Here is a 26956-nt window from a genome sequence, read left to right as displayed (position 1 = left end):
GTAGGGAAATTTTTGTTTCATCAGTAGGAAACCTTTGTTTCGATATCGGAAAATTCTTTCTTTGTTTGGTTGCAATTTATCTTATGCTTACTTTTGCCCAAAAACAAAATATGACTGAAACCATCGCATACATTAAGGAATCATTGAGGGATTTATACCCATCCTCCGAGGTCAGCAGCCTGGTTCGTTTAATTATGGAGCGGGTTTGTAATATTCAGCCGCATCATTTTTTATTTTGTAAAGACAAAGAACTGCCAGAAAGCGAAAAAAGCCGGATTCATGACATAGTCGAACGTTTGAAGCAGATGGAGCCTATCCAATACATATTAGGGACGGCCGATTTCTACAGCCTTCAGTTCGAAGTGGACCCGTCCGTCCTGATACCGCGCCCGGAAACCGAAGAACTGGTCGAGCAGGTCATCCTCGACAATGCAGATAAAAAGATCAAGATATTGGATATCGGAACGGGAAGCGGCTGCATAGCTGTCACACTCCGGAAGCATCTGAAAAAAGCTAGCGTGATTGCGACGGACATTTCGGCGGAAGCGCTCGTAACCGCCCGCCGGAATGCCAAACGCAACAACACAACAGTCACTTTCATCCAGACAGATATCCTGGACCCGGAGAAAGCGGAAATGGACATCCCGTTCATTCTGGACGTCATCGTCAGCAATCCGCCCTACATCAAGGAGGAAGAAAAAAAAGACATGGAGCGGAACGTGCTGGACTACGAACCACACCTGGCTCTTTTCGTCCCTGACAACGACCCGCTGCTCTATTATTGGCATATCGCCCATTTCGGAAAGAAAAAACTGAGAAGAAACGGCCGACTCTACTTCGAAATCAATGCGGCATGCAGCAATATGGTTGTCGAGATGCTGGAGGAAGAAGGCTACAAGAATATCGAATTGATCCAAGACCTGTCAGGCAGGGACCGGATCATAAAAGCACGCAAATGAAACAAATCAGTGAATCTGAAATGCTTCACCGGGCAGCCGCCTACTGTTCTGCCAGCGAACGCTGCATCCAGGATGTCGAAAAGAAAATCAAAGCGGCGGGATTGGCCGGGGAAGAAAGCGACCGGATCGTCTCCCGCCTGCTACAAGAACGTTTCATCGACGAAAGCCGTTTTGCACGCTATTTCGTAAACGACAAATTGCGCTTCAACAAATGGGGACGTGTCAAGATCAACTACGAGATGCAGCGGAAAGGCATTCCGTCCAGTATCCGCTCGGAAGCGCTGGAAGGTATCGACGAACAAGAATATCGCTCCATCCTCCTTTCTCTCCTGAAAAGCAAAAAGAAAGCAACCCGTGGTAAGGACGATCGGGAGGTTTACGCCAAACTGCTCCGCTTCGCCGCCGGACGCGGTTTCGAAACAAGGGAAACAAGCCGCTGCCTGAAACAACTGTTCAACGGGAATGACTACGAGGATGATTTTGAATGACCTCCTCAACCTTTTCTATCCCCGCCTCTGCCTGCTTTGCCAGAGGTCTTTGATGGAAGGAGAAGAGCATATTTGCCTGCATTGTTCGAATCATTTGCCCTACACGCATTTTACGGATATGGAGACGAATCCGGTCTGTCTGCTTTTACAGGGAAAAACATCTTTCGTCGCCGCCACCGCTCTGCTCCACTTCACGAAAGGGGGCAGCGGACAAAAGTTGATCCATTCCTTAAAATATCATGGGAACAAAAAACTCGGATACGAACTGGGACGCATGGCGGCTACCACCTACCGGGAGACAGGGCTGTTCGACACCGTCGATCTCCTTTTGCCGGTCCCACTCCACCCGAAAAGAATGAGGCAAAGAGGTTATAACCAGTCGGAATGGATCGCACGCGGCATCCGGTCCGTCACCGGAATCGCGGTCGACACCTCTTCTCTGTCCCGCATCAAAAAGACCGAAAGCCAAACCCGCAAGCAGATATTCGAACGATCGGAAAATGTAGAGGACATCTTTCGTGTAGAGAACACCGACACGTTGAAAAACAAACACATCCTACTGGTGGACGATGTTATTACGACCGGTTCCACCATGAACGCCTGTGCAGAAGCTATGAAAGCCATATCCGGCATCCGGATCAGTATATTAGGCATAGCCGTAGCCTAAACTCACCCTAAACCTGTTATACAATATGTATGGCTTATTTTTTTGAAGAACTACAAGGTTATCTCATTCCCTTTGTCTACCTTTGCGGACTGATATAAACATATTTATTAGGTTGTATGAAAACACTGGAAAGATTAGTAGCAGAGAGATTATTAAAGATTAAGGCGGTCAAATTGCAGCCGGCCAATCCTTTCACATGGGCATCCGGTTGGAAATCACCAATCTACAACGACAACAGAAAGACACTTTCCTATCCGGAAATCAGAAGTTTCATTAAATTGGAACTAGCTCGCACCATCAGCGAAAAATACGAAAATGCCGATGCTATTGCCGGTGTTGCAACCGGAGCGATCGCCCAGGGGGCATTAGTTGCCGACCTGCTGGGTCTGCCGTTTGTGTACATCCGTTCAACTCCTAAAGATCATGGATTGGAAAATCTGATTGAAGGCGAACTGAAGCCAGGTTCAAAAGTCGTGATCGTAGAAGATTTGGTTTCTACAGGCGGTAGCAGTTTGAAAGCAGTACAGGCCGTCCGTAATTTCGGTTGCGACGTTGCCGGCATGGTTGCCATCTTCACGTATGGTTTCCCTGTTGCAGTAGAGGCTTTCAAAGAGGCAAAAGTAACACTGACGACTTTGAGCAACTACGATGCAGTCCTGGAAGAAGCATTGCGTACAGATTACATTGACGAATCCGAAATCGCAGTCCTTCAGGAATGGCGCAAAGATCCGGCAAACTGGAATCCCGAAGCAAAGTAAGTAGAAATGACTGAATTTGTTAGTGAAGTGAAAACGATCCCCTTTAACGAGGATCGTATTTTTAATATGCTGTCCGACCTATCCAACCTGGAAAAGGTGCAGGACCGCATACCTGAGGATAAGATTAAAGATTTCGAATTCGACAAAGACTCTTGCAGTTTTTCCGTCGCACCGGTAGGTAAGATAACCTTCCAGATCGTGGAACGTGAACCGAACAAAACGATCAAATTCACGACTACGAACTCTCCTGTTCCCCTGTTCCTCTGGATTCAACTGAAACAGGTGGAAGAGAACGACACACGGATGAAACTGACCGTTCGCGCCGAACTGAATCCGTTTATCAAACCAATGGTATCAAAACCGTTGCAGGATGCGATCGATAGAATATCGACCATACTGGCATCCCTGCCTTATTAATTGTATTTTTGATGGCTCAGAAACTTTGGGAAAAGAATGTTCAGGTAGACCAGGAAGTGGATACCTTTACGGTAGGCAAAGACCGTGAGATGGATCTCTATCTCGCCAAATACGACGTACTTGGCTCAATGGCTCATATCACCATGCTGGAAAGCATCGGGCTGCTTACCAAAGAGGAACTAACGGTCCTGCTTGCCGAACTGAAAAATATCTATGCCGTTGCCGACAGCGGCCAGTTTGTAATTGAAGAAGGCGTGGAAGACGTCCACTCGCAAGTGGAGCTGATGCTGACACGCCGTTTAGGTAACACGGGTAAAAAGATACACAGCGGGCGTTCACGCAACGACCAAGTGTTGCTGGACCTGAAATTGTTCACCCGTGCACAGATTCAGGAAGTCGTGGAGCTCGTATCCGGCCTGTTCGAGGTGTTGATCTCACAGAGCAACCGGTATAAGGATGTGCTGCTTCCCGGATATACGCATTTACAGATTGCCATGCCGTCATCTTTCGGACTTTGGTTCGGTGCCTATGCCGAAAGCCTGGCCGACGATTTGCAGATGATGCAGGCTGCCTATAAGGTTTGTAACCGCAACCCGTTGGGCTCTGCGGCCGGATATGGTTCTTCTTTCCCGCTGAGACGCCAGATGACAACGGATTTGCTCGGCTTCGACTCGCTCGACTACAATGTCGTGTATGCCCAAATGGGACGCGGCAAGATGGAACGTACCGTGGCTTTTGCCATGGCGGGAATTGCGGCAACCCTTTCCAAACTGGCTTTCGATGCATGTATGTTCAATAGCCAGAACTTTGGTTTCATCAAGTTGCCGGACCAGTTCACGACAGGTTCCAGTATCATGCCGCATAAAAAGAATCCGGACGTATTCGAGTTGACGCGTGCCAAATGCAACAAGTTGCAAGGGTTGCCCCAGCAGATCACGCTGATCAGCAACAACCTTCCGTCGGGCTATTTCCGCGACCTGCAGATTATAAAGGAAGTATTCCTTCCTTCTTTCGACGAGTTGAAGGATTGTCTTCGCATGGTCACACACATGATGCGGGAAGTAAAAGTGAACGAGCACATTCTGGACGATGACAAATATGCACTCCTTTTCAGTGTGGAAGAAGTGAACCGCCTTGTGCTGGAAGGCGTACCTTTCCGTGATGCTTACAAGCAGGTTGGATTGAACATCGAAGCGGGTAAATTCATCCCTGTCAAGAAAGTTCACCACACGCACGAAGGAAGTATCGGAAATTTATGTAATGACCAAGTTTCCGCTTTGATGCAAAATATTATGGACGGTTTCGCGTTTAATAGAGTAAACGAGGCTGAACAACAGCTGTTATCCTAATAAACAATGAAACGATTTTTATTTTGCTTACTTATATTATTCGCTTGTTCATGTTCCAAATTCGAAGAATCGGACATTCCTTATGCACCGGTCTATTTGGAAATAGACCTGCGCTTTGGCGACAATGATCTGGTAGGCATGTATCATCACAAATCCATCACCAAAGCCCGTACCGCCGGAGAAAGGACGGGTTTTTCCGGTGTTTTGGTCGTATGTGGGATCGACAATTACGGGAATGCAACCTACTATGCATTTGACTTGTGCTGCCCCCACGAAGCCAAAAAGAATATCATCATAGAAGCTGACAATGCAGGAAAAGCGATTTGCCCGGAATGCGGAACCGAATATGACATCGGTTATGGGACCGGAGCACCGACAAAGGGTGTATCGCAATATCCATTAAGAAAATATTATATGGCTCCAATATCGTCCGACAGACAGGAATGGGTTGTGAGAAACTAAAAAAATGCAGGACAAAGCATTTTTTTATTCCAAATATTTGCAGAAACAAAAATTTCATCTACCTTTGCACTCGCAAACGAAAACAATGCAACAATGCGGAAGTAGCTCAGTTGGTAGAGCATAACCTTGCCAAGGTTAGGGTCGCGGGTTCGAGTCCCGTCTTCCGCTCATCTCTTAAGAGAAAGGGATGCTCGAATGGTGGAATCGGTAGACACGAAGGACTTAAAATCCTTTGGCCATTGCGGCTGTGCGGGTTCAAGTCCCGCTTCGAGTACACAAGTTTGAGCAAATATGTTTTGCGGAAGTAGCTCAGTTGGTAGAGCATAACCTTGCCAAGGTTAGGGTCGCGGGTTCGAGTCCCGTCTTCCGCTCGCTTCCAAAAGGCCTCGTTATTCTTAGGAATAGCGGGGCTTTTTACTTTCCTACCATTTGCTTTTGGCACATGAATGCGTATCTTTGTGAAGTTCGCTTTGGTACATATAAAAGAAGATTTACAATCTCTATTCGGTTGTAATGTCGATATTGTCCGATTGCGTGATCACATGGATTCTTTTTTGAGAAACCGCATTGAGAAAGAGGGGATTTATGTGTGATACTGAATTAATCCGTTCTTCCTTTCCATAAACACAAATAATACAAAAGAGAACGACACCGACATCCTCTGTTGTCATCAGTCTAATAAATAATATATTAACCAGTGTCGATGTAGGTTTGGAGGTCGACACCACATCGACACCTTTTTGTATCCGGAGACTTCGCCTGGAGTCAGCCTGTTCTCATTAACAACTAATCCGGAACCTACCATAAACTACTTCAAAAGTCATAGTGAACTAATTCATGACATATTATATATTACTTATATGTAGTACTATCTATTATAGACACATAGTACTACATATTACCAATAGGTAGTACCACCTATTGCCAACAGGCAGTAACTATCTATATCTACTTTACTATATGCTATCATTTAGTTCTTGGCATGTTTTGAGTTAGTTGATTACAGGAAACGGGATAGTTGGCTGATTACTTGTCTACATATGGTGATGTGTCAGAAAAAGGTGCCGATGTGGTGTCGACCTAAAAACTTACATCGACACCAGCTAATATATTATTTATCAAATAGATGTCAACATAGAATGCCAGGTGTCGTTCTATGTTGCATTTTTCTTCGTACAAAAAGTACAACAGAAGGCTGTGAATCCATTTCTTTTGAATACAAGTTGCTTTACTCCTCTCATTACGCAACTTCAGGATTCGTAGAATTAGATATATCCCCGGTATTTAACAAAGCTAGAAAGGCAAATGCCATAGTCCTTGAAAGACTATGGATATATAATTGTAGTTTTCAAAGACTTTTTTAGAATGAAGCCCTTTTTAATACAATCCTTTCACAAAATTAAAGGATGTATTTCTCACATGCAAGTTTTTTTCACGAAAAAACTCCATAGTCTTTCAAGGACTATGGAAGTTATATATAAATCTAATCAATTAGGCCTATGATATAAAAAAAACAAAAAAAGAGAGTGCTTTTAAAGCAACAACAGTTAACGTAGAATCTATAATTCCGTAAAGAACATGATCAAAAATGAATTAAATCAAAAATTACCATTAACATGCATCGTGTGTGCATTACTATCTGGGACAAATTATCTTTATGCCAACGACAAATGGTCAGACAGACATGAAAAAGGAATACTCCCTACAGTAGAAAAGTTTATAGAAAAAGAAGGAATCCACGTAAATGGAACAGTGCGAGATGCACAAGGAGAACCTCTTTCAGGAGTGAATATCGTGATAAAAGGGCAGACCGTCGGCACGACAACCGACATAGATGGCAATTACTTTTTAGAAGTCCCGAGCCGAAGTACTGTATTGGTATTCTCTTACATCGGATTTGAAGAGCAAGAAGTTGTTGTCGGCAACCAAATCAACATCAACTTGAACATGCGGGAAATTTCAACAGGTTTGAATGAAGTGGTTGTAGTCGGTTACGGATCACAAAAACGAGCTTCAATAGTAGGTTCGATCACAACCATCGAACCTCAAGTATTAAGCCAAGGTACAACACGTGCCTTGAGTAACAATTTGGCAGGAAATGTAGCTGGCGTAATTGCCGTGCAACGATCAGGCGAACCGGGATCAGACGGTTCCAATTTTTGGATCCGCGGTATTTCATCTTTCCAAGGAGCAGGAACCAGTCCGTTGGTATTGGTCGACGGCATTGAACGAACACTCGATGACTTGAACCCGGCTGAAATCGAATCATTTTCCGTGCTAAAAGATGCATCTGCTTCAGCCGTTTATGGAGTACGTGGAGCAAACGGGGTTATTCTGGTGCAAACTAAACGTGGAAAATTAGGGAAACCCACAGTCAACGTCCATTTCGAACAAAGTTTCACCCAACCGACAAAATTACCCAACTACATCGGTTCAGCAGAGTATCTGACATTATTGAATGAAATAGCAAAAGATAACGGCCAACAGCAATCTCCCTATTCGCAGGAAACGATCAATCACTACATAAATCGAGATAACCCGGATTTATATCCGGATGTAAATTGGATGGACCTGATTACGAAAGACTTTGCCATGAATCAACGCGCGGATATTACAGTCAACGGAGGTTCCGACATTTTACGCTATGCAGTGGTCGGATCATATTATGGCGAACAAGGCATTTTCGAACGTGACAAGAGCCAAAGCTGGAATAGCGGAACGCATCTGAATAAATTCAACTTACGCTCGAACGTAGACATCAACATCACAAAAACAACGCAACTGACAGTCAGTGTCGGTGGTTATCTACAGGAGATGAATAAAATGGCAATATCTTCTGATGATGCATTTTCGGGAGCATTCGAAACCCCTCCATTCATACATCCGGCCTATTATAAGGAGGATGACAATATCTATTTTCCGGTAGTCAACCAACGGGTGAATCCGTACGTACAGGTTACTCAAAAAGGGTATGCGACGACCTCCCAAAGTAAAATCGAATCATTGTTTGCATTAGAGCAAGACTTGAAATTTATTACTCCTGGACTGAAAATAAAGGGAATCTTCTCATTTGACCGCTATTCCTGTTCAGGCGTGACTCGTTCAAAAACACCGGATTTATATCAGCCAGCCACACAACGTGATGAAAATGGGAACCTGATTTTGAACATATCCAGTTACGGACAACAATTTTTGAGTACTTCTGAAGACAATGACTGGGGAAACAAAGCAACTTATGTGGAACTGAATTTAAATTATGAACGAACATTCGGAAAACATCAAGTAGAAGGCTTGTTCTTGTATAACCAACGAGATTACCAACAATTCGAAGAATCGTACGATATTGTGCCTTATCGGCGTATGGGTATTGCCGGACGAGCATCATATACCTATGACAATCGATATATTGCAGAGCTTAATTTCGGTTATAACGGATCAGAGAATTTCGCAAAAGGGTATCGTTTCGGATTTTTCCCTTCTGTCGCAATAGGTTACTTGCTCTCAGAAGAAAAGTTTATGGAACCATACAAAGACACGTTCAGCAAAATCAAGTTTAGAGGATCATTCGGTCTGACGGGTAACGACCAGTTAGATGGACGTCGCTTTGCTTATCAGACAACATTGGGAGAAGATGGAACGGGTTACGACTGGGGAACCAACGGACAATATTATCATCGTAATTCCCGCTTTGAAGGTGATTTCGGGATTCCTAATTTGACATGGGAAACCGTATCGAAAACCAATGCCGGATTCGAGTTGGGTTTATGGAATATGATTGATTTTCAAGTGGATTATTTCTTTGAACACAGGTATAACATCTTCATGAAACGAAACAATATTCCGACATCAGCGGGATTCAGAAATACACCATGGGCCAATTATGGAAAAGTGAATAACCAGGGAATCGATTTAGCACTAAACGTAAATAAACAAATCAATAAAGATCTATATGTAGGCTTTCGAGGTTCCTTTACATATGCCCAGAATAAAATTATCGAACAGGATGAAGCATTAGGTGTTATGGGGACGAATCGTCAACGGACAGGAGAAAAAGTCAACCAGCTATTCGGGTTAGTCGATGAGGGACTGTTTACTTTTGATGATTTCCAAAAAGATGCCAACGGTGATTATCTGGTTGCCGAGAACGGCGGTTACGTTGTAAATAAGGATATTCCGGCCCATACATTCGGTCCGGTTCGCCCCGGTGACATTAAATATAAAGATGTAAATGGAGATGGAGTGGTCAGTTCTTTGGACGAAACAGCCATCGGAGGAACATACGATCCTCAGATCGTATATGGATTTGGTGCCAATATGCGCTATAAAAATCTGGATTTCAATATATTCTTCCAAGGGAATGGGATGACCTACGGATTTAAAGGAGGTTGTAGTAACAAGTTCACACCCGGTGAGACAATGGGTGCTATGGGGAATATCCTGACTAATTATCAAGACCGTTGGACTGTTGAAAATCCGAGTCAAGATGTGTACTACCCACGCCTGACATGGGGAAAAAGCGAAAATAATGTTCGAAACTCTACATGGTGGTTAGAAAACATGAGTTTTCTTCGGGTAAAAGATATAGAAATCGGCTATACATTCCCAAAATCCTGGGTACGACAGATCGGTCTGTCAAACATTCGGTTATATGCGAAAGGCAGCAATCTGTTCACTTTCTCGAAATTTGATTTATGGGATCCCGAGGTCGACACAGCCGTAGGTACAAAGTATCCGATAATGAAATCATTTTCAGTAGGTTTTGATGTTAATTTCTAAAAATAAGAAAAATGAAAAAAACAAAATTTGGCAAGTATATTGGTTTGGCAGCATTATGTATGTGTTTAAACGGATGCACGGATTTTATAGACAATGCACCGGACGACATTATTACAATAGACATGATATTCGATGACAAAACCCGGACAGAAGACTGGCTTGCCGGTGTTTATCAAGGTATTAGGGATCCATATTGGGATTACACACGTTATGATGCATTCGAAATCCTGGCAAATGATATCACTCCTTCACAGGGTTGGTTGCCCTATTGGGGAAGTGACTGCGGATTAGGGTTTCGCGTAGGACAGTGGGAACCTAATTCCGGTTGGAGCGGATCCTATTGGACAATGTCCAAATATATTCGACAGGCCTATATTTTCATGGATAACGTAAAGGCTTTACCCAAACAAAACGTGACGGAAAGTGACGTGGAAACGATGAAAAACGAATGTCGTTTCATGATCGCGTATTACTATTGGATGATGACTTTGGCTTATGGAGCTGTTCCTTATTACGATGATGACATGACTTCGGATTCTCCGGATCTAATGCGTGGACAGAAGAGTTTTGAATGGATGGTCGACTGGCTGGATAATCAATTCTTGGAATTGTCGAAAGTCCTCCCGGACAGTTGGAGTACTTTATATGGCGGCCGCGCAACTAAATTAGCAGCATTGGCACTTCGTGCCCGCGTATTGTTATTTGCAGCAAGTCCGTTGGTAAATGGGAATGAATGGTATCTCGGTTTTAAAAACTCTGACGGAGAAAACCGTTTCAGCCAAACTTATGATGCAGGCAAATGGAAAAAAGCGGCTGATGCGTGCAAACTATTGATCACCGAAGCCGAAAAACAAGGAAAAGGGTTGTATATCACAAATGACAAAGAAAGTGGCAAAGTGGATCCTTTCATGTCTTGTTACGGAGCTACAATGCGGACAGAAGGTGAAGGAAACAATGAAATTCTTTGGTTCCGTCCAAAAGGGACCTATGGAGATTGGGAGCAGCACGGAACCCCACGTGGTTGTGGTGGCAATGGCGGTTTAGGAGTCACCCAATCGCTAGTAGATGCTTTCTTCATGGAAGACGGTACGGAACCTATACTGGGATATAATGCAGACGGCAGTCCGCAGATCAATCCGAATGCGCCATTATATAGTGAAAAAGGATTTTCTACAGAGCCTGAATATAGAGAGACCGATTATTATTTAATGGATGGTTACAATGATAATAATTATCCGGATGTGACACCGGAACGTGACGGAAAGCGCCTGATTGTACAGCCCAATACATTTAACATGTATTGTCATCGTGAACCTCGCTTCTATCTGACTGTCGTATGGAACGGGCAATGGTTCAAATGGGAAAATCGTAATACGAATTTTTTGTATGGAGGACCGGATGGAGGACCGACACACGATGCTCCGCAAAACGGTTACCTAAACCGCAGTCGAGTGTCATTGGATTACATTCCTCGTGATAACAACCACCCTTATCGTCCTGCTATCATTTTCCGTATGGCTGAGGCTTACCTCAGTTATGCAGAAGCCCTAAACGAATGTTCGGAACGCATGAGTTATGAACAAGAAATACTCAACAACTTAAATAAGATCCGGCATCGGGCAGGTATTGCCGAATATGGAACCGGTACGGATGAGAATGGTTTTACCCGCATTAAAATCAATTTCGCCGACCAAAAAGAAGTGCGACGTTTAATACACAAAGAACGACGAGTGGAATTTGTGGGTGAAGGTATCCGTTATCATGATTTACGTCGCTGGAAAACGGCTCATTATGGTATCGGTAACATGAATGAGCAGGGTGAAAACCCGGATTGGGGCGTTAATGGTCCAGATCATGGGATGAACTATTATGGAACCGAGTATACAGATCAAGGAGATAACGCATTCTTTAAACGCACAAAGTACATGGATCGCGTTTACCCTCGTAAATTCTATTGGTATCCAATACATCAATCAGAAATAGACAAGGATCCCACATTGGTTCAAGGTCCATTCTGGCTTGGAGAGTAAAATAGCATAGTACAGATAAAAAGAACTATTAAAAAAGGGGCTGGTCATGCGACAGCCCCTTTTTATTTTCCTATAAAAAACTTTTCTTATCCCTTTAATGCTTCATCCATTGCAGCAGCAGCCTTACGACCGTCACCCATTGCCAGGATTACGGTTGCGCCACCACGGACGATATCGCCACCCGCATATACATCAGGCAAGGCAGAGCGCATATTTTCTTCATTCACCACGATCGTTCCCTTTTTGCTTACTTCCAATCCTTGAAAAGCACGCGGGATAAGCGGATTGGGAGAAACACCGACGCTGACAATCACTTCATCCACATCAATTGTTTCGATCGCCCCTTCGACTGGTACAGGACGACGACGTCCAGAAGCATCCGGTTCACCCAGCTCCATCTTCTGCAAGCGCATCTGTTTGACACGGCCCCGTTCGTCACCAAGATATTCGACCGGATTATGCAAGGTCATAAACTCCACACCTTCTTCTTTGGCATGTTTCACCTCCTCCAATCGGGCGGGCATCTCTTCTTCACTACGGCGATAAACGATCATGGCACGTTCGGCACCCAAGCGGCGAGCTGTACGGACCGAGTCCATCGCCGTATTGCCACCACCGATGACAGCCACTTTCTTACCCTGCAAGACAGGCGTATCACTATCCGGATTGGCAGCATCCATCAGATTGACACGTGTCAGGTATTCGTTGGAAGACATCACCCCGACCAGGTTCTCTCCCGGAATATTCATAAAGTTAGGAAGCCCGGCGCCGCTGGCAGCGAAGATCCCCTTGAAACCATCCGTATGCAAGTCGTCATAGCTGATCGTCTTACCTACAATACAATTTGTCAGGAACTTCACACCCATCTTGCGCAGCCCTTCAATTTCTACATCCACAATCTTATTCGGCAGGCGGAATTCGGGAATACCGTATTTCAACACACCACCGATTTCGTGCAAAGCTTCGAATACCGTCACGTCATAGCCGCGCTTTGCCATATCGCCGGCAAACGAAAGGCCGGCGGGACCTGAGCCGACAACGGCAATCTTAATGCCGTTCTTCTCCGCTACTTCCGGAACGGAAATATTTCCACTCTCCCGTTCATAATCGGCGGCAAAACGTTCCAAGTAACCGATAGCGACAGCCGGTTTCCCCATCTTCAAATGAATACACTTGCTCTCGCACTGCTTTTCCTGCGGACATACACGACCGCAAACAGCCGGCAACGCGCTTGTTTCCTTCAGCACTTTAGCCGCTTCCAGAAACTCGCCCCGCTCGATGTTCTTCACAAACGTCGGGATATTGATACTTACCGGACATCCTTGCATACAAGTCGGATTCGGACAGTCCAAACAACGCTGGGCCTCCTGTATGGCCTGCTCTTTCGTCAATCCGAGGTTCACCTCTTCAAGACGGGTATGGCTACGGTATTCCGCATCCAGTTCATTCATTTCCACACGGGGAATATCCGTGCGTTCTTTATTTTTTTTGCTTTTACGCAGTGCTTCTCTCCACGGTTCGGCACGACGGGCAGCGATCAGTTCTTCTGTTGTCATTTGTTTACTGTGGTTTTGTTATTTCTTTTCAATATCTTTATAAGCACCGAGGCGCATCAACATTTCATCGAAGTCTACCTGGTGAGCGTCGAACTCCGGTCCATCCACACAAACGAACTTCGTTTTCCCTCCGACCGTAATACGGCAAGCGCCGCACATTCCGGTCCCGTCCACCATAATCGTATTCAGAGAGGCGACTGTCGGGATCTCGTATTTCTTCGTCAGGGCAGAGACGAATTTCATCATGATAGCCGGACCGATCGTCACACACAGATCCACCTTTTCACGGTTGATCACACTTTCCACGCCATTCGTCACCAAACCTTTTGTACCGTAAGAACCATCGTCTGTCATCACGATCACCTCATCGGAATTGGCGCGCATCTGCTCTTCCAAGATAACCAGGTCCTTCGTACGGGCGGCCAGCACTACGATCACACGGTTGCCCGCTTTGTGGAAAGCCTCTACAATCGGTAATAAAGGAGCCACACCGACACCACCTCCGGCACATACGACCGTACCGACTTTCTCGATATGGGTAGCTTGCCCCAACGGACCGACCAGATCGGTAATATAGTCGCCGGCATTCAGTTCGCATATCTTCTTTGACGAACCGCCTACAGCCTGGATCACAAGTGTGATAGTTCCTTTCGTGGTATCAGCTCCGGCAATGGTCAGGGGAATACGTTCGCCCTTCTCACCCACCTTCACGATAACAAAGTGGCCTGCCTTACGGGAGCGGGCAATCAAAGGTGCTTCCACTTCCAGTTTCACTACGTTGGCAGAGAAATGTTCTTTACTTACAATTTTATTCATTATAATCGCTACTATTGATAGTTAGTCTTGTTGATTTGGTTGCAAAAATACATCAAAAAACTGGATAGCACAGTATTTTGCCAAATAAAAAGGAGTTATTCGAACAAACCTTCGTCACGAACCAACATCAAAATAGCCGAATGGGGAACAATCAGGAACTTCTCTTCATTAAAATTAATCTCGTAGGCCGCATTCTGCAGAAAGACAGCCAAATCGCCTTCATGTGCCTGTAAAGGGAGGTAATGCACCTCTCCCTCTTTCTTCTTTTCCCATACTTCATGTTCCTCGCTCTGGGAAGGAAGCGGGAAGCCGGGACCAACCTTGATGATATAGCCGCTCTGGATCTTCTCCTGCTGGACGGTAGGCGGCAGGTACAATCCGGATTTTGTCTGACTCTGCGGGTTCTTCGGCTTGATAAGCACCTTGTCACCCACCATCAGGAACTTATCTATGTCTTTCTGATCTATTGCTAATTGCATGACTTTTATGTTTATGATATTTTAGAGAACAAAGATATAAAATACGTTGCATAAAAAAAGCTGCTTCCCTTTCCGAAAGCAGCTTTTCCTGAACAAAAGAATCTACACGTCAGATAGCACGTCCCTTAAACACATTGGACTGATCCGAAGGATACAGATAACCACTAAACGAAATACGATTGCTGTTGAAGTTCGGACTCACAGTTGCCGTACATTTGTTCGTACCTTTCACCATACGGATTGTCACATTGGCGGAGACTGCAACACCTTGTACCATCATACTGAATGTAACATTTCCTTTTTTGTCTGTTTTCATCTCTATATTCGAAGCACTGCCGTCAACCGTAATACCTCCGATCCCGTTCGGACCGGAGACAGGACCGTTAAACGCCAGTTGGATAGTCGCTCGGTCACCTTTCATGGAAACAAAGTTCGTGCTCGGAGTCACATAGACGAATTGCCCACGCTTGAACTCGACACGTTCAGCTTCCAATACAAAATCTTTCTCTTTCAGTGCTTGTACACCTTGCTCGAACAAAGCCATCTGCTCGGCTGCTTCGGCAGCTTTCTTTGCTTCTTTTTCTGCTTTTTTTGCGGCCTTCTCGGCAGCTTTATCCTGCTGGGCCATCATTGTCCCTGCGCTAAAGAGCAGGACAGCCAGTAATAATAATACTCTTTTCATACTTCTCATTCTTTTAGTTGAAACCTAATCAATCTACTTTCATATAGTAGACAAACAAGATACTAAAAAGTTCAATCCGAATTCTTACTTTTCATGTTTTTAACATGATACCACAAAAAGAGCCAGGCAGTTACAGCCGCAACAAAATCAGAGAAGGGAGCGGCATACCAGACACCATCCAACCCCCAAAAGCGGGAGAACAGCAACATCGCCGGTATCAGGAACAATACTTGGCGGCTCAAACTCAAAAACATAGCTTTCCAGGCAATCCCGATACTTTGGAAAAACTGGCTGATCGAGATCTGCGAACCGACAACCACAAACACCAGCAAGCTGATCCGCAAGCCATTTGCCGTCACATCCAACAAATCAGGATCGTTCGTAAAGGCACGGGCGATCAGTTTCGGAAACGCCACGCTACAAAAGCAGCCGACTCCCATGATAATGGTAGCGGTTATAATGACCAGACGTAGCGTTTCCTGGACACGCTCGTATTTCTTTGCCCCGAAATTGAAGCCGACAATCGGCTGCATCCCCTGCGCGATCCCGATAATCAGCATCACCAAAAGCATCCCAACGCTGGTGATAATGCCGTTTGCCCCCAGTGCCAAGTCGCCCCCGTATTGCTTGAGCGCATAGTTCTGGATCACCACCACCAAACTTCCCGCCAACTGCATGGCAAAAGGCGAAACGCCGATCGTCAGGATATTCCAGACCACATGCTTTTCCAGCTTGAACGTCCCTTTATGAAAACGGACGATACTGTCTTTCTGGACAAAATGGTTCATGACAAAAAGAGTGCAGAGCAGCATCGAGATGATCGTCGCGATGGCAGCCCCCTTGATCCCCATATCCAGCCAGAAAATGAAAATAGGATCGAGTATCACGTTGGTTATCGCCCCGATCAGCATGGTAAACATCGCTTTCTTCGGATAGCCGGAAGCACGCATGACAGCGTTGAAGCCAAAGCTGAGGGAAGTCAGTAGTGTCCCCGGAACCACGATATTCAGATAGTCCTGTGCATACGGGATGGTCTGTTCGCTTCCCCCGAAAGCCAGTAATAAATCTTTCATCCAGATCATGCAGGGAACTACTGTCGCAAGCGTTATGATGAATGTCAAGGTGAAAGCATTCCCCAATACCTTTTCCGCCATCTCATTCTCCCTTCGTCCCAGATAGATGGAGACACGTGTCGCAGCCCCCGCCCCGATGAGCATTCCGAACGCCTGGAGGAACAACAGAATAGGGAATGTCAGCGTCAATCCGGCCATTGCCAGCGGACCGACTCCCTGACCGATAAAGATACGGTCGACAATATTATAAAGAGCATTCACCATTGTACCGATCACTGCCGGTATCGCATAATGCAACAACAACCGGCCGATCTTCTCATGCTCCAGCCGCCATGTTATTTCGTTTGCCATATTTATTCCTTTTAATCTTAAACAAAACTTTTATTTCCTACCGGGAAAAATTTATTGTCATAAGCGAGAAACGTTGTTTCCATGTCCATAAAAACTTTTTCTCATGCTGATAAGAGAGACAAGCTCCGCCACTGTCCGAAGCTCTTCCCTACCTCCCTCAGGGAAAGCCACCACCAGTTCATGCGGACTCTTGCAAGTGATATTCAACTGCCCTTCTTTTACGGAAGAAGGACGGTAGCCATTACGGATCAGGGCATTTCCGACCCAATAAGAAGTTAGAAAGTCACCTTCCACACCAATGGGTGACGTGGGGGCTTCCGTATTCAGCTTTCCGGTTGCCGGATCGAAGACGATTCCTTCCTTTCCGAAAAAGGATTCGAAAGCTCCGCTCATAATCAGGTCTTCGGGAGCCCCGCAAGCCATCGGGCGCCCTTTCTCCTGCAACCAAAGACAATCGCCCATTTGGATGGCCAAGTCCAAGTCATGGGTGGAAAGCAGGATGGCTTTCCGCCCGTCGGCAGCCAGGCGATGCAACAAGACCATTGTCTCGATACGGCTGGTCACATCCAAGAATGCCGTCGGCTCATCCAACAAGATAATCGGGCACTGCTGGGCGAGCGCTTTGGCTATCATCGCTTTCTGCCGTTCCCCGTCGCTCAGTTCCGAGACATAGTTATTGGCTTTATGAGCGATTCCGGCCGCTTCAAGCGACTGTTCGATAATCTCCCGGTCCTGTTTTTTCAACTGTCCGAAAAAACCGGTATAAGGATGCCTTCCCAGCGAGACCAGTTCATATACGGTGATTCCCCCTGCATTCGTTTTTTCCGTCAGTACAACACCGACAGTCAGGGAAAAGTTCGCCTGCGAATAGCCGGAGAGCGGTTTCTCCATCAAGCGTATCTCCCCGCCAAGCGGAGGCTGGAAACCGCAAAGTGTACGGAGCAGTGTCGATTTGCCGGCTCCGTTCAGACCTAACAAACAGGTGACTTCGCCGGAGACGAGTCGCAGGTTCAGATCGTCATGGACCACTTTCCGTTTTCCACCTTTCAGCTGGTAACCGATGCTGAGTCCTTTTGTTTCTATTGCAGCTATGTTTGTCATACACCGATCAGTCAAAATATTGAATGTTCTTCCGGTTCACAATTACATAAATAATCACAGGCGCACCAAGCATCGGAGTCACGGCATTCAGCGGCAAAATACTATGAGTGCCCGGCAGTACCATCAGCAGATTACAAAGCAACGCGATGCAAGAACCGGTCAGCAACGTAACGGGAACCAGCATCTTGTGGTTGGATGATCCCAACATCAAACGTGCGACATGCGGAACAGCCAACCCGATAAAGGAAATAGGACCGCAAAAAGCTGTCGTAGTCGCAGTCAACAACCCCGTACACAGCAGGATCAGAATGCGCGTCCGCTTGATCTTGATTCCTAAATTGGCGGCATACATTTCTCCCAGTAGCAGTGCATTCAATGGCTTGATCAACAGAATCGCCAACAACAATCCTATACATGTAAAACATGCGAAATAGGGCAACTGTTGCAAGGAGACCCCGGAGAAATTTCCCAATCCCCACATGACAAACGCATGTACCTTGTCAGTCGAAGCATAATAATTCAGAACTGAAATCAATGAGGAGGCGAGATAACCGATCATAATACCGATAATCAGCAACATGACGTTATTCTTCACCTTCGCCGAAAAATAAATGATCAATCCTAAAATACAGGCCGCGCCACTAAACGCAGCCATGATTACCGCCAGATAGCCGCTGATAGGCAAATCGGTCACCATGCTCAGCGAACCGCCGAAATAGAGCATGATCGCAGCGACTCCCAGATTGGCCCCGTCACTGATCCCCAAGATAGAAGGACCGGCAAGCGGGTTTCGGAACAATGTCTGTAGCAACAATCCGCTGACAGCCAGCGAAGCGCCCGCCAGCAATGCCGTCACAGCCTGGGGAAAACGGCTCTGCAACACAATATTCTGCCAGGCAAGCCGCTCCGTTCCTTCTCCCAGCAATATATTTACCACACTTTCGACCGGTATCGAGACAGCACCATAGACCAACCCGCCGGCAAACAGCATGAACAGGAGAACCAACAAAAGCGGATAAAAAATAAAGGCTTGCTTTTTCATGCCTGCAAAGATAATGCTTTTTAGCTTTCGGAACGGGAAGTCACCCTGTCATACACAAATAAAGCAAAAGCCGCTCCGACACCAACCACCATCAAGACCATCCAGATTTGCGAAGGATGATAAGTGTTCCACAAGAAATCGGTCAATTCGTGCGGGCTCATGCCGGACTGCCTGGCAGCCTCATCAAAATAAGCATTATTCGACAATCCTTCCGGGATCGAAAGGCCTTTTTCCTCCACATACTTCCGGACGATCATCACCTTATCCGACATCTGCTGATAGACCGATCCGGAGATAATACCAGCCAAAACATTTCCTAAAAAGACAGGAATAAAGGAATATCCCATATACAAAGCCTTCTTGTCAACCGGAGCGATCCGCCCGATATATTCCGTAATTTTGGGCGATCCCGCCATTTCACCTAAAGAGAAAACCAGAATGGCAATCATCGTAAACAGCACATTCTGGAAGGCAAGCGTCAACGACATCCCGACCGCACAGACCAAAAAACCGGACATCATGGAACGTAAAGGCTTCATTTTCATAACAACGCTCGAAACCATCACTTGAAACAAAATGATGTAAAGCGCATCTATGTTTGTCACGAACTCCGGGTCCATAACACCGGAAGCCGGACTGTAGTTATGGCTGATAAAAGGGAAATGAGCCTGGAAGAAATCATACAAGACACTCGTATCGACCCATTGTGAGATAAACACAGGCAGAGTAAAAAACAACTGGTTATACATCGTCCAGAAACCAGCCACAATCAGCAGGAAAACAATGAACTTCACATCTTTCAGGATGCTACCCATATTCCGGAATATGCCGGCAAACGTCTCGAACAAACGTTCCGTACTTTTTGTATTTTCTATACGTCCCGGCTCCTTATAGAACAGCAACAAGATAAAATTCAATGAAATAATCCCGGCCGATACATAAAAGATCAAAGACGACGTGTCTTTAAAAAGCAAAGTGACAAGAGGCCCGAAGAAAGCCCCGATATTCACCATCATATAAAAAATGCCGAAACCGATGGAGGCTGTCGCATCTGTGGTCGTTTTAGCAATCGTCGCCGATATGACCGGCTTGAACAACGCAGCTCCCACCGCCAGATACAAATACATAAGGAAAACGCCCGTAAAAGTAGAAAACTGAGGTAATAACAGGAAAGCCGATACATAGATCAGAAAAGCGAGGAACAGCACTTTCCGGTATCCGTACCGGTCGGCGATCGCACCGGTCAAGACCGGAAGAAAGTAGAGAATCCCTGTCCCAACTCCCATCAACCAGCCTTTCTGCTCTTGAGTAAACTCCAAACCTCCGGCATCAGACGAGCCGGTAAGGTAGTTCGCAAACAACATAAAGAATCCATACCAAGCCCATCGTTCGAACAGTTCTATTACATTGGCCACCCAAAACGTACGGGGAAATTTTCCAAAAACACTCATAATCGTATTTGTTTATATCATATTGTCATCAAAGTATCGGTAAAGATAAAAACATTTTCACAAAACCTCTCCAACAATGAAACAAATAGCGTTCAATTACAAATACCGGACAGAACATTTAGTACAACATCCTTTAACGGTTAGAAAAATTTCTTTACCTTAGCCCCTCGAACAAATAGCTGATAATATCATATACTATGCGAAGAATCATCTTATCACTCATACTGCTTTTAGGATTCTGTTCCGGCATATATCCGATCTATTTCAAGCATATAGGCATGCAGGAAGGCCTGTCGCAGCTTTCCGTCATGGCCATCTACCAGGACAATTTGGGTAGAATGTGGTTCGGGACGGAAGAGGGGATCAACATATACGACGGAGTCCAGACCAAAGTGTACAAACCGTCCGAATTTCATCGCCAAAATACTAATCCGATAGGTAACCAGACACACTTCATTGCCGGAGACAAAGATGGAAACGTTTTCTTCGATTCCGATAATTCCCTGATCCGTTATGACATCCGGACACAGAAATTCTCCTGCTTGCGCAAATCAAACGTATATGCCGTCGCTTCTATCAAAGGAACGATATGGGTAGGAATAGCCGACTCCGTATTCACCTGGAATCCGGACAAGAACGAATTCGATTTTGTCACGAAGCTGGAAAGCCGGAACCAACATGCGACTTGCTTCCAGGAAGATTCCGGCGGCCGGCACTGGATCGGCACTACAGACGGACTCTTCAGGATGAATGACGACAAATCTCTTACCTGTATGATCATGGGTGAAGACATTTACGGCCTGTATGAAGACTCCAAATATAACCTCTGGATATCCATCCGCATGAACGGCATGTACAAGAGGGATGTGCACGGCAATTTCACCCGCTACCGCTACGATCCTTCCCATCCCAACAACATATCGAGCAACCAAGTCCGGGATTTTGTGGAAGATAACTTCGGGAACATCTGGTTCGGCACTTTCACCGGACTGAACAAATACAATCCGATCAGCAACCGGTTCGAGGTGTATGCCCGTAATCCTCTGCCCGGCAGCATGACCCATTCATCCGTATTTCCTGTTTACAAAGACAGGCAAGGTACGATCTGGCTGGGGACCTATTACGGCGGCGTCAATTATTTCAACCCGGAGACAGATATATTCACGGTTTATGCCGCCAACAACACCCGGAACGATTGCCTGGATTATCCTTTCGTCGGCAAGATGGTGGAAGACAAGGACAACAACATCTGGATCTGTACAGAAGGAGGCGGATTGAATTTCTTCGACCGGAAAACGAAGAAGTTCACCTACTTCATGGCCGATGAAAACCGCAACTCCATCGCCCACAACAACCTGAAGGCAATCGCTTACAGCCCGGAACGCAACAAACTGTATATCGGAACACATACCGGAGGCCTGTCCATCTACGACATCAAAAACAAACGGTTCAAGAACCCCTATTTCGAAGATCCGTCGTACGCCGTAATAGCCGGTGACAGGATCAACCAGATGAGAATCTACAAGGACGAACTGATTTGCACCGGACCGAAAGGAATTTTCAAAATGAATTTAGAGACGGAAAAAGCATCTCCGTTGTTCAAAAGCGGCAAGTATTACGGGAACACCTGCTTTCTTATCGACTCGAAAGGATACATGTGGCTGGCCTACGGTAAAGGCGTCTGGAAAATCAACCTTGAGAATGAAGAAGACCAGGTACAATTCCGTTCCGGTGAAAACGGATTGGGAACATTTCCCATCTCCCAAATAATCGAAGACAAAGAGGGACGAATCTTCCTCGGAACCCGTGGTTCCGGCCTGTTCCGCTACGATGAGAAGAACAGACAGTTTATTGGATATACAACCGAAAACAGCTTCATCGCCAGTAACTACTGCTATGAACTGACATTGTCGACTCTGGATCAACTGGTGATAACAGGCGACAAAGGCATTACCTTTTTCGATCCGGACCAAAACCTGTTCAAAGTCGTAGAACTGGGGACAGCCCTGCCTCTGTCAGGCATAAACATCGGTTGCGGAATCCTGGTCTGCAAAAACGGGGAAATATTCGTCGGCGGCAGCAATGGCATGGCAACTTTCTTCGAACAGCAGTTGTTCAACTCCACCAAAGATTACCAACTGTATTTTTCCGATCTGTTCATCAACAACGAACAGGTTTCCCCCGGCGATCCCGACAAGGTGCTGACCGCCGCTCTACCCTTCACCCGGAAGATAGAGCTGGCCTATAATCAGAATAACCTGATTTTCACTTTTACATCGAACAACTATGTCAATACGCTGAAAAAGGCGTCTTACGAATATATGTTGGAAGGTTTCGACAAGAAATGGATTCCCAGCAAAGATAACAACATTTTCTATACGAACTTGAACCCCGGAAAATACACCCTCATCGTCCGAGAAATACAATACGACCCGAACCTGGAACAGCCCCGTACTATTAAGATGGACATCCACATCCATTCTCCCTGGTATGCATCCGGTTTGGCTTATTTCATTTACCTGGTGCTGATCCTAAGCATCCTTTACAGTATCTATCGTTTCAAAAAATCCCAGTATATGCTGCAAACCTCCCTGGAGATGGAACGGAAAGAAAAAGAGGCTATCGAGGAACTGAACCAGGCAAAACTACAATTCTTCTCCAATATCTCGCATGAATTCAGAACACCGTTGACGCTGATCATTTCCCAGATCGAACTCTTGTTGCAAAGCAGCTCATTGTCTCCTTCCATATACAACAAACTGCTGAAAGTGTATAAGAATACCTACCATATGCGGAACCTGATCAGCGAACTGCTGGATTTCCGTAAGCTGGAACAAGGACATATGAAACTGAAAGTGTATGAGCAAGATATCGTTTCCTTCCTGAAGGAGATTTACCTGTCTTTTTACGAATACGCATCCGGTCACTCCATCACCTACAACTTCACGGCTCCAGAAGGGCGTGTTTTGTGCAGTTTCGATCCGAAACAAATGCAAAAGGTTTTCTATAACCTGCTTTCTAACGCTTTCAAATACACCAAGCCGAACGCGACCATTGAAATGATTTTGGAAAACAAGGAAAATGAAGTGATCATTAAGGTAATCGACAATGGTATCGGTATCAGCAAAGATGATATAGATAAGATATTCGACCGCTTCTATCAGGCTGAAAACGGTATCTCGAATATCACCAAGACTCCCAGCACGGGGATCGGGCTTTCATTGACGAAAAATATCATCGAGTTGCACCACGGAACGATACAAGTGGAAAGCACGCCGGGCTACGGCAGCATTTTCATTGTCCGTCTCCTGAAAGGCTGCACACATTTTACCGAGGAAGAATTGGCACGGGATCAGCAGGAAAAGCAAACGGAGAGCCTGATTCCCGACACGGTCGCCTTCACCGATCATATGGAGGAATTCTCCGATGCTGAACAAAGAGAGGTACTGATAGAAGGAGACGATTCCCCCCGTACGATCCTGTTGGTCGAAGACAACGAAGAATTGCTCCAGATACTGGGTTCTCTTTTCTCGCCTATCTACCGCGTCCTACTGGCACGAAACGGTAAAGAGGGATTGGAAAAGGCACGCGAGGAACGGCCAGACATCATCGTTAGCGATGTCATGATGCCGGAAATGTCCGGTACGGAGATGTGTCTGAAAATCAAAAACGATTTCGACGTGTGCCATATCCCGGTCGTCTTGCTTACGGCACTTACTTCCGCCGAGCAAAACATCGAAGGATTGCAACGGGGCGCCGACGACTATATCAATAAACCGTTCAATGCAAAGGTACTGCTGGCACGCTGTAATAACCTGGTCCGCAACCGTATTATCCTGCAAAAGAAATTCAGCCAGCAGAAAGATTTCGATGCGCAATCGCTGGCAAGCAATCCGATAGACCAAAAATTTCTGGACACGGTCAACTCGATCATTGAAAAGAACCTCGATAACATCGACTTCGACATGAACATGATGGCCCGCGAACTGGGACTCAGCCGGAGTTCGTTGTACGCCAAATTCAAGGCACTGACCGGTATGACACCAAACGACTTTGTCCTCAGCTGTAAACTAAAGCGAGCCGCAACCATGTTGACGGCTCAACCGGATTTGCAGATCGCCGACATTTCCGACCGGCTGGGCTTCGGCTCGCCACGTTATTTCACCCGCTGTTTCAAAGCTCAGTTTGAAATTACCCCGGCTGAATACAGGAAAAGGGCAGAAAAAAAGACTTCCACAGACGCTGACTAACGACTGCGGAAGTCCTCCTCCGACCACTGCGACAGTGGTCCCGAAACGATTCAATCCATCACTTAAACACCTGAACCATCGGACGACCGATCCAGACCTGCGGTTGTTTCAACCCGAAGATATAAGCGATTGTCGAAGCACAGTCGAACTGCATCATGCTTTCCTGGAATTCATAACCTTTCTTGATTCCCTTGCCGGCAATAATAAAGGCAGTCTCCATTTCTTCCATTGTCTTGCCGCCATGTCCCTTTTTGATACCGCCATGATCAGCCGTAACGATAAAGATCGTCTCATCCAATAGGCCCGCATCCTTAACCGCCTGAATGATCTGGCCGATATATCCGTCAAGCTCTTTCAGCTTTTCATAATAGGCTGGCGTATCATGGCCTTCTGCATGGCCGACATGGTCAGGTTCGTCGAAAACGATATTCACCAATGCCGGATGTGCCCGCTTGATATATTCGACTGCACATTTGGCTGTTGCCGGATTCTGAGGTTTATCCGTAATGTTTTTATCGTAGCTCAGTGCCAACGTATCGCATACATACCGGATTCCCGCCCATTCACAAATACAGCCGATTTCGGCTTTCGGATCAGATTCGCGCAGCAAACTGAATATAGTCGGGAAAATACCGTTCTTATTCACCACACGGGAAGGCAGATCCGGAGTCTGCGATCCCCATTCCGTATAACCATGAAGTTCCGGCCCCGCTCCCATATACATGGAAGCCCAGTTCACGGCACTGGAAGACGGAAGGACGGAGCGTTTTTTCAACGTATAAGACCCTTCTGCCATCAACTTCTTCACATTCGGCATATCGGCCTTGTCCACGCTATAAGCGCCCCAGCCATCCAGCCCGATCAAAACTACATGTTTGGCTTTCCACTTGGCAGCCATCGAAGCATCGGCAAACAACAGTAGAAATGCCAATGCAAAAATCAATTTTCCTATTTTCATGTTATTCTAATTAACAATGCAAAGATAGTTTATAGGTATGATATTTAGTCATCATCGGATGGTTCGAATCCCGATTAAATACCTTTCTCGATATCCCGTTTACGTTTCAATGCCTCCAGATAATAATAATCGGCATAGTTCAGCGGAACATCTATTTCTGAATTGTGAGGGATGCTTCCTACGGAATGCATCAGCAGGAAGTTTCCGTTCGTACCCAATGCAGCCCGGTAAGCCGGAGAAGAAAGAGAAACCATGATACTGTCGGCATACGTTTTATAGCCGGCTGCATCCGGCACATCCATCGTGCTGATCTCATAGAGGGCGGAAGCGATACAGGAAGCCGTCGAAACGTCGCGTGGTTCGTTCGGGATGTTCGGAGCCGACATATCCCAATAAGGAATCAGATCTTCCGGCATATTCTTCAGATTCTTCATCATATTGAACGTTTTCAAGGCCTGATCCAAATATTTACGATCTTTGGTTTCACGATAGCATACCGCATAACCATAGATAGCCCATGCCTGTCCGCGACTCCAGATAGATTCGTCGGCATATCCTTGTGCCGTCTGGCGATGACGCACTTTGCCATCTTTGACACTGTAGTCGATCACATGGTAGCAACTACCATCCGGGCGAAAATGTTCCTGCATGGTACGGTCGGCATGCGACACCGCGATCTTATAGAAAGAAGAATCACCGGACAAACGCGTAGCTTCGAACATCAGTTCCAGATTCATCATATTGTCAATGATAACCGGACATTCCCAACCCCGTTCGGACTGCCATCCGCGTTCCACATCCCACGACTGGATAATCCCGGCAGCCGGACGAAAACGAGTAGATAACGATTTGGCTGCTTGTACCATCACATCCTTATAAGAAGGCGTTCCGGTCAGACGCAAGCCATTCCCGAAACTGCAATTCACAATAAATCCGATATCATGATGCCAGGTCAGATTCTTGGCTTCCTCTATGGCCTCCGTATATTTGGTGGCTAACGGCAGCAACGTACTATCACCCGTTAATTCATACAAATACCAGACTGATCCGGGGAAAAAGCCGCTCCGCCAATCCGCATAACCGCAATAATAGACAGAACTGTCCGTTTTAAGCGTCACCGGGTTCAAGCATTTTCCACTCGCTTCGATCACACCGATCTCATTCCCTATTTGTGCACGGGCAAAATCGATGTTCTCGTCGATAAAACTTTTTTCTTCTGTTTTAGGGGCACCTGCACAAGATAGCAGAAATGCCGAAAAAGCAAATGCAATCAAATTTTTCATCATGATTC

Annotated in this window: 20 protein-coding genes, 3 tRNA genes and 1 pseudogene; 14 read left to right on the top strand and 10 right to left on the bottom strand. The window is 45.9% G+C overall.

The features are described 5' to 3' along the window. The first annotated feature begins 110 nt into the window (after positions 1 to 110). From prmC to NQ564_RS18595, 13 genes and pseudogenes are all read left to right on the top strand, one after another. Positions 111 to 959: a peptide chain release factor N(5)-glutamine methyltransferase gene (prmC, locus tag NQ564_RS18655; RefSeq protein ID WP_039848437.1), complete on the top strand. Its 849-nt coding sequence runs from the start codon at positions 111 to 113 to the stop codon at positions 957 to 959. After that, positions 956 to 1447: a regulatory protein RecX gene (locus NQ564_RS18650; protein WP_008152629.1), complete on the top strand. Its 492-nt coding sequence runs from the start codon at positions 956 to 958 to the stop codon at positions 1445 to 1447. Before prmC ends, NQ564_RS18650 begins: the two co-directional genes overlap by 4 nt. Continuing rightward, complete coding sequence (locus NQ564_RS18645) at positions 1422 to 2114, top strand: ComF family protein (RefSeq protein ID WP_039848354.1); 693 nt, start codon at positions 1422 to 1424, stop codon at positions 2112 to 2114. The genes NQ564_RS18650 and NQ564_RS18645 overlap by 26 nt, the downstream gene beginning before the upstream one ends. Before the next feature lie 116 nt (positions 2115 to 2230). Further along, positions 2231 to 2872 (top strand): orotate phosphoribosyltransferase, encoded by a 642-nt coding sequence (gene pyrE, locus NQ564_RS18640; RefSeq protein WP_008152633.1) that lies wholly within the window; start codon positions 2231 to 2233, stop codon positions 2870 to 2872. A 6-nt stretch (positions 2873 to 2878) separates the two neighbouring features. Then, entirely contained in the window at positions 2879 to 3289 is a 411-nt protein-coding gene (locus tag NQ564_RS18635) for an SRPBCC family protein (RefSeq protein ID WP_008152634.1), read from the top strand. An 11-nt stretch (positions 3290 to 3300) separates the two neighbouring features. Further along, entirely contained in the window at positions 3301 to 4638 is a 1338-nt protein-coding gene (gene argH, locus NQ564_RS18630; RefSeq protein ID WP_008152636.1) for an argininosuccinate lyase, read from the top strand. 6 nt (positions 4639 to 4644) lie between these two features. Continuing rightward, complete coding sequence (locus NQ564_RS18625; RefSeq protein ID WP_008152638.1) at positions 4645 to 5100, top strand: Rieske (2Fe-2S) protein; 456 nt, start codon at positions 4645 to 4647, stop codon at positions 5098 to 5100. A gap of 95 nt (positions 5101 to 5195) precedes the next feature. Continuing rightward, positions 5196 to 5268, top strand: a tRNA-Gly gene (locus NQ564_RS18620). A 21-nt stretch (positions 5269 to 5289) separates the two neighbouring features. Then, positions 5290 to 5374 (top strand) — tRNA-Leu (locus NQ564_RS18615). A gap of 24 nt (positions 5375 to 5398) precedes the next feature. Then, a tRNA-Gly gene (locus NQ564_RS18610) sits at positions 5399 to 5471 on the top strand. A 93-nt stretch (positions 5472 to 5564) separates the two neighbouring features. Then, a pseudogene (locus NQ564_RS18605) lies at positions 5565 to 5693 on the top strand (nucleotidyltransferase family protein); the annotation flags it as partial. Positions 5694 to 6678: 985 nt separating this feature from the next. Continuing rightward, positions 6679 to 9876 (top strand): SusC/RagA family TonB-linked outer membrane protein, encoded by a 3198-nt coding sequence (locus NQ564_RS18600; RefSeq protein ID WP_008152644.1) that lies wholly within the window; start codon positions 6679 to 6681, stop codon positions 9874 to 9876. A gap of 11 nt (positions 9877 to 9887) precedes the next feature. Beyond that, entirely contained in the window at positions 9888 to 11906 is a 2019-nt protein-coding gene (locus NQ564_RS18595; protein WP_008152645.1) for a RagB/SusD family nutrient uptake outer membrane protein, read from the top strand. Between the two features lie 86 nt (positions 11907 to 11992). On the opposite strand, the gene gltA is transcribed toward NQ564_RS18595, so the two are convergent. From gltA to NQ564_RS18555, 8 genes are all read right to left on the bottom strand, one after another. Further along, the gene (gene gltA, locus NQ564_RS18590) at positions 11993 to 13462 is read right to left on the bottom strand and encodes an NADPH-dependent glutamate synthase (RefSeq protein ID WP_008152646.1); all 1470 of its coding nucleotides are present in this window, start codon (positions 13460 to 13462) and stop codon (positions 11993 to 11995) included. A gap of 18 nt (positions 13463 to 13480) precedes the next feature. After that, positions 13481 to 14278: a sulfide/dihydroorotate dehydrogenase-like FAD/NAD-binding protein gene (locus tag NQ564_RS18585; protein WP_008152648.1), complete on the bottom strand. Its 798-nt coding sequence runs from the start codon at positions 14276 to 14278 to the stop codon at positions 13481 to 13483. Between the two features lie 95 nt (positions 14279 to 14373). Then, entirely contained in the window at positions 14374 to 14757 is a 384-nt protein-coding gene (locus tag NQ564_RS18580; RefSeq protein WP_005637370.1) for a co-chaperone GroES, read from the bottom strand. Positions 14758 to 14866: 109 nt separating this feature from the next. Continuing rightward, positions 14867 to 15439 carry a DUF4251 domain-containing protein gene (locus tag NQ564_RS18575; protein WP_008152651.1) on the bottom strand — a complete coding sequence of 191 codons (573 nt, stop codon included), beginning with the start codon at positions 15437 to 15439 and terminating at the stop codon, positions 14867 to 14869. A 71-nt stretch (positions 15440 to 15510) separates the two neighbouring features. Further along, a complete protein-coding gene (locus tag NQ564_RS18570; protein WP_008152653.1) occupies positions 15511 to 16863 on the bottom strand; it encodes an MATE family efflux transporter in 1353 nt (450 codons plus the stop codon). 57 nt (positions 16864 to 16920) lie between these two features. Beyond that, a complete protein-coding gene (locus tag NQ564_RS18565; RefSeq protein ID WP_008152654.1) occupies positions 16921 to 17964 on the bottom strand; it encodes an ABC transporter ATP-binding protein in 1044 nt (347 codons plus the stop codon). A gap of 7 nt (positions 17965 to 17971) precedes the next feature. Next, complete coding sequence (locus NQ564_RS18560) at positions 17972 to 19006, bottom strand: iron ABC transporter permease (protein ID WP_008152656.1); 1035 nt, start codon at positions 19004 to 19006, stop codon at positions 17972 to 17974. A gap of 20 nt (positions 19007 to 19026) precedes the next feature. Beyond that, positions 19027 to 20457 carry an MFS transporter gene (locus NQ564_RS18555; protein ID WP_008154356.1) on the bottom strand — a complete coding sequence of 477 codons (1431 nt, stop codon included), beginning with the start codon at positions 20455 to 20457 and terminating at the stop codon, positions 19027 to 19029. A 197-nt stretch (positions 20458 to 20654) separates the two neighbouring features. On the opposite strand from NQ564_RS18555, the gene NQ564_RS18550 reads away from it, so the two are divergent. After that, entirely contained in the window at positions 20655 to 24707 is a 4053-nt protein-coding gene (locus NQ564_RS18550; protein ID WP_039848355.1) for a hybrid sensor histidine kinase/response regulator transcription factor, read from the top strand. A 58-nt stretch (positions 24708 to 24765) separates the two neighbouring features. Here the strand turns inward: NQ564_RS18550 and NQ564_RS18545 are convergent, their stop codons facing one another. Further along, entirely contained in the window at positions 24766 to 25665 is a 900-nt protein-coding gene (locus NQ564_RS18545; protein ID WP_008152664.1) for an alkaline phosphatase, read from the bottom strand. A 74-nt stretch (positions 25666 to 25739) separates the two neighbouring features. Next, the gene (locus NQ564_RS18540) at positions 25740 to 26951 is read right to left on the bottom strand and encodes a glycoside hydrolase family 88 protein (protein ID WP_008152665.1); all 1212 of its coding nucleotides are present in this window, start codon (positions 26949 to 26951) and stop codon (positions 25740 to 25742) included. Positions 26952 to 26956: the final 5 nt, after the last annotated feature.

The sequence above is a fragment of the Parabacteroides johnsonii DSM 18315 genome, from assembly GCF_025151045.1.
Lineage (GTDB): Bacteria > Bacteroidota > Bacteroidia > Bacteroidales > Tannerellaceae > Parabacteroides > Parabacteroides johnsonii.
Note: the sequence above shows the minus strand (reverse complement) of the source record. Positions and strands in the feature narration are given on the sequence as shown.

Coding starts and splice junctions, on each gene's coding strand:
- prmC (WP_039848437.1), top strand. CDS start 111: ATGACTGAAACCATCGCATACATTAAGGAATCATTGAGGGATTTATAC.
- NQ564_RS18650 (WP_008152629.1), top strand. CDS start 956: ATGAAACAAATCAGTGAATCTGAAATGCTTCACCGGGCAGCCGCCTAC.
- NQ564_RS18645 (WP_039848354.1), top strand. CDS start 1,422: ATGACTACGAGGATGATTTTGAATGACCTCCTCAACCTTTTCTATCCC.
- pyrE (WP_008152633.1), top strand. CDS start 2,231: ATGAAAACACTGGAAAGATTAGTAGCAGAGAGATTATTAAAGATTAAG.
- NQ564_RS18635 (WP_008152634.1), top strand. CDS start 2,879: ATGACTGAATTTGTTAGTGAAGTGAAAACGATCCCCTTTAACGAGGAT.
- argH (WP_008152636.1), top strand. CDS start 3,301: ATGGCTCAGAAACTTTGGGAAAAGAATGTTCAGGTAGACCAGGAAGTG.
- NQ564_RS18625 (WP_008152638.1), top strand. CDS start 4,645: ATGAAACGATTTTTATTTTGCTTACTTATATTATTCGCTTGTTCATGT.
- NQ564_RS18600 (WP_008152644.1), top strand. CDS start 6,679: ATGATCAAAAATGAATTAAATCAAAAATTACCATTAACATGCATCGTG.
- NQ564_RS18595 (WP_008152645.1), top strand. CDS start 9,888: ATGAAAAAAACAAAATTTGGCAAGTATATTGGTTTGGCAGCATTATGT.
- gltA (WP_008152646.1), bottom strand. CDS start 13,462: ATGACAACAGAAGAACTGATCGCTGCCCGTCGTGCCGAACCGTGGAGA.
- NQ564_RS18585 (WP_008152648.1), bottom strand. CDS start 14,278: ATGAATAAAATTGTAAGTAAAGAACATTTCTCTGCCAACGTAGTGAAA.
- NQ564_RS18580 (WP_005637370.1), bottom strand. CDS start 14,757: ATGCAATTAGCAATAGATCAGAAAGACATAGATAAGTTCCTGATGGTG.
- NQ564_RS18575 (WP_008152651.1), bottom strand. CDS start 15,439: ATGAAAAGAGTATTATTATTACTGGCTGTCCTGCTCTTTAGCGCAGGG.
- NQ564_RS18570 (WP_008152653.1), bottom strand. CDS start 16,863: ATGGCAAACGAAATAACATGGCGGCTGGAGCATGAGAAGATCGGCCGG.
- NQ564_RS18565 (WP_008152654.1), bottom strand. CDS start 17,964: ATGACAAACATAGCTGCAATAGAAACAAAAGGACTCAGCATCGGTTAC.
- NQ564_RS18560 (WP_008152656.1), bottom strand. CDS start 19,006: ATGAAAAAGCAAGCCTTTATTTTTTATCCGCTTTTGTTGGTTCTCCTG.
- NQ564_RS18555 (WP_008154356.1), bottom strand. CDS start 20,457: ATGAGTGTTTTTGGAAAATTTCCCCGTACGTTTTGGGTGGCCAATGTA.
- NQ564_RS18550 (WP_039848355.1), top strand. CDS start 20,655: ATGCGAAGAATCATCTTATCACTCATACTGCTTTTAGGATTCTGTTCC.
- NQ564_RS18545 (WP_008152664.1), bottom strand. CDS start 25,665: ATGAAAATAGGAAAATTGATTTTTGCATTGGCATTTCTACTGTTGTTT.
- NQ564_RS18540 (WP_008152665.1), bottom strand. CDS start 26,951: ATGATGAAAAATTTGATTGCATTTGCTTTTTCGGCATTTCTGCTATCT.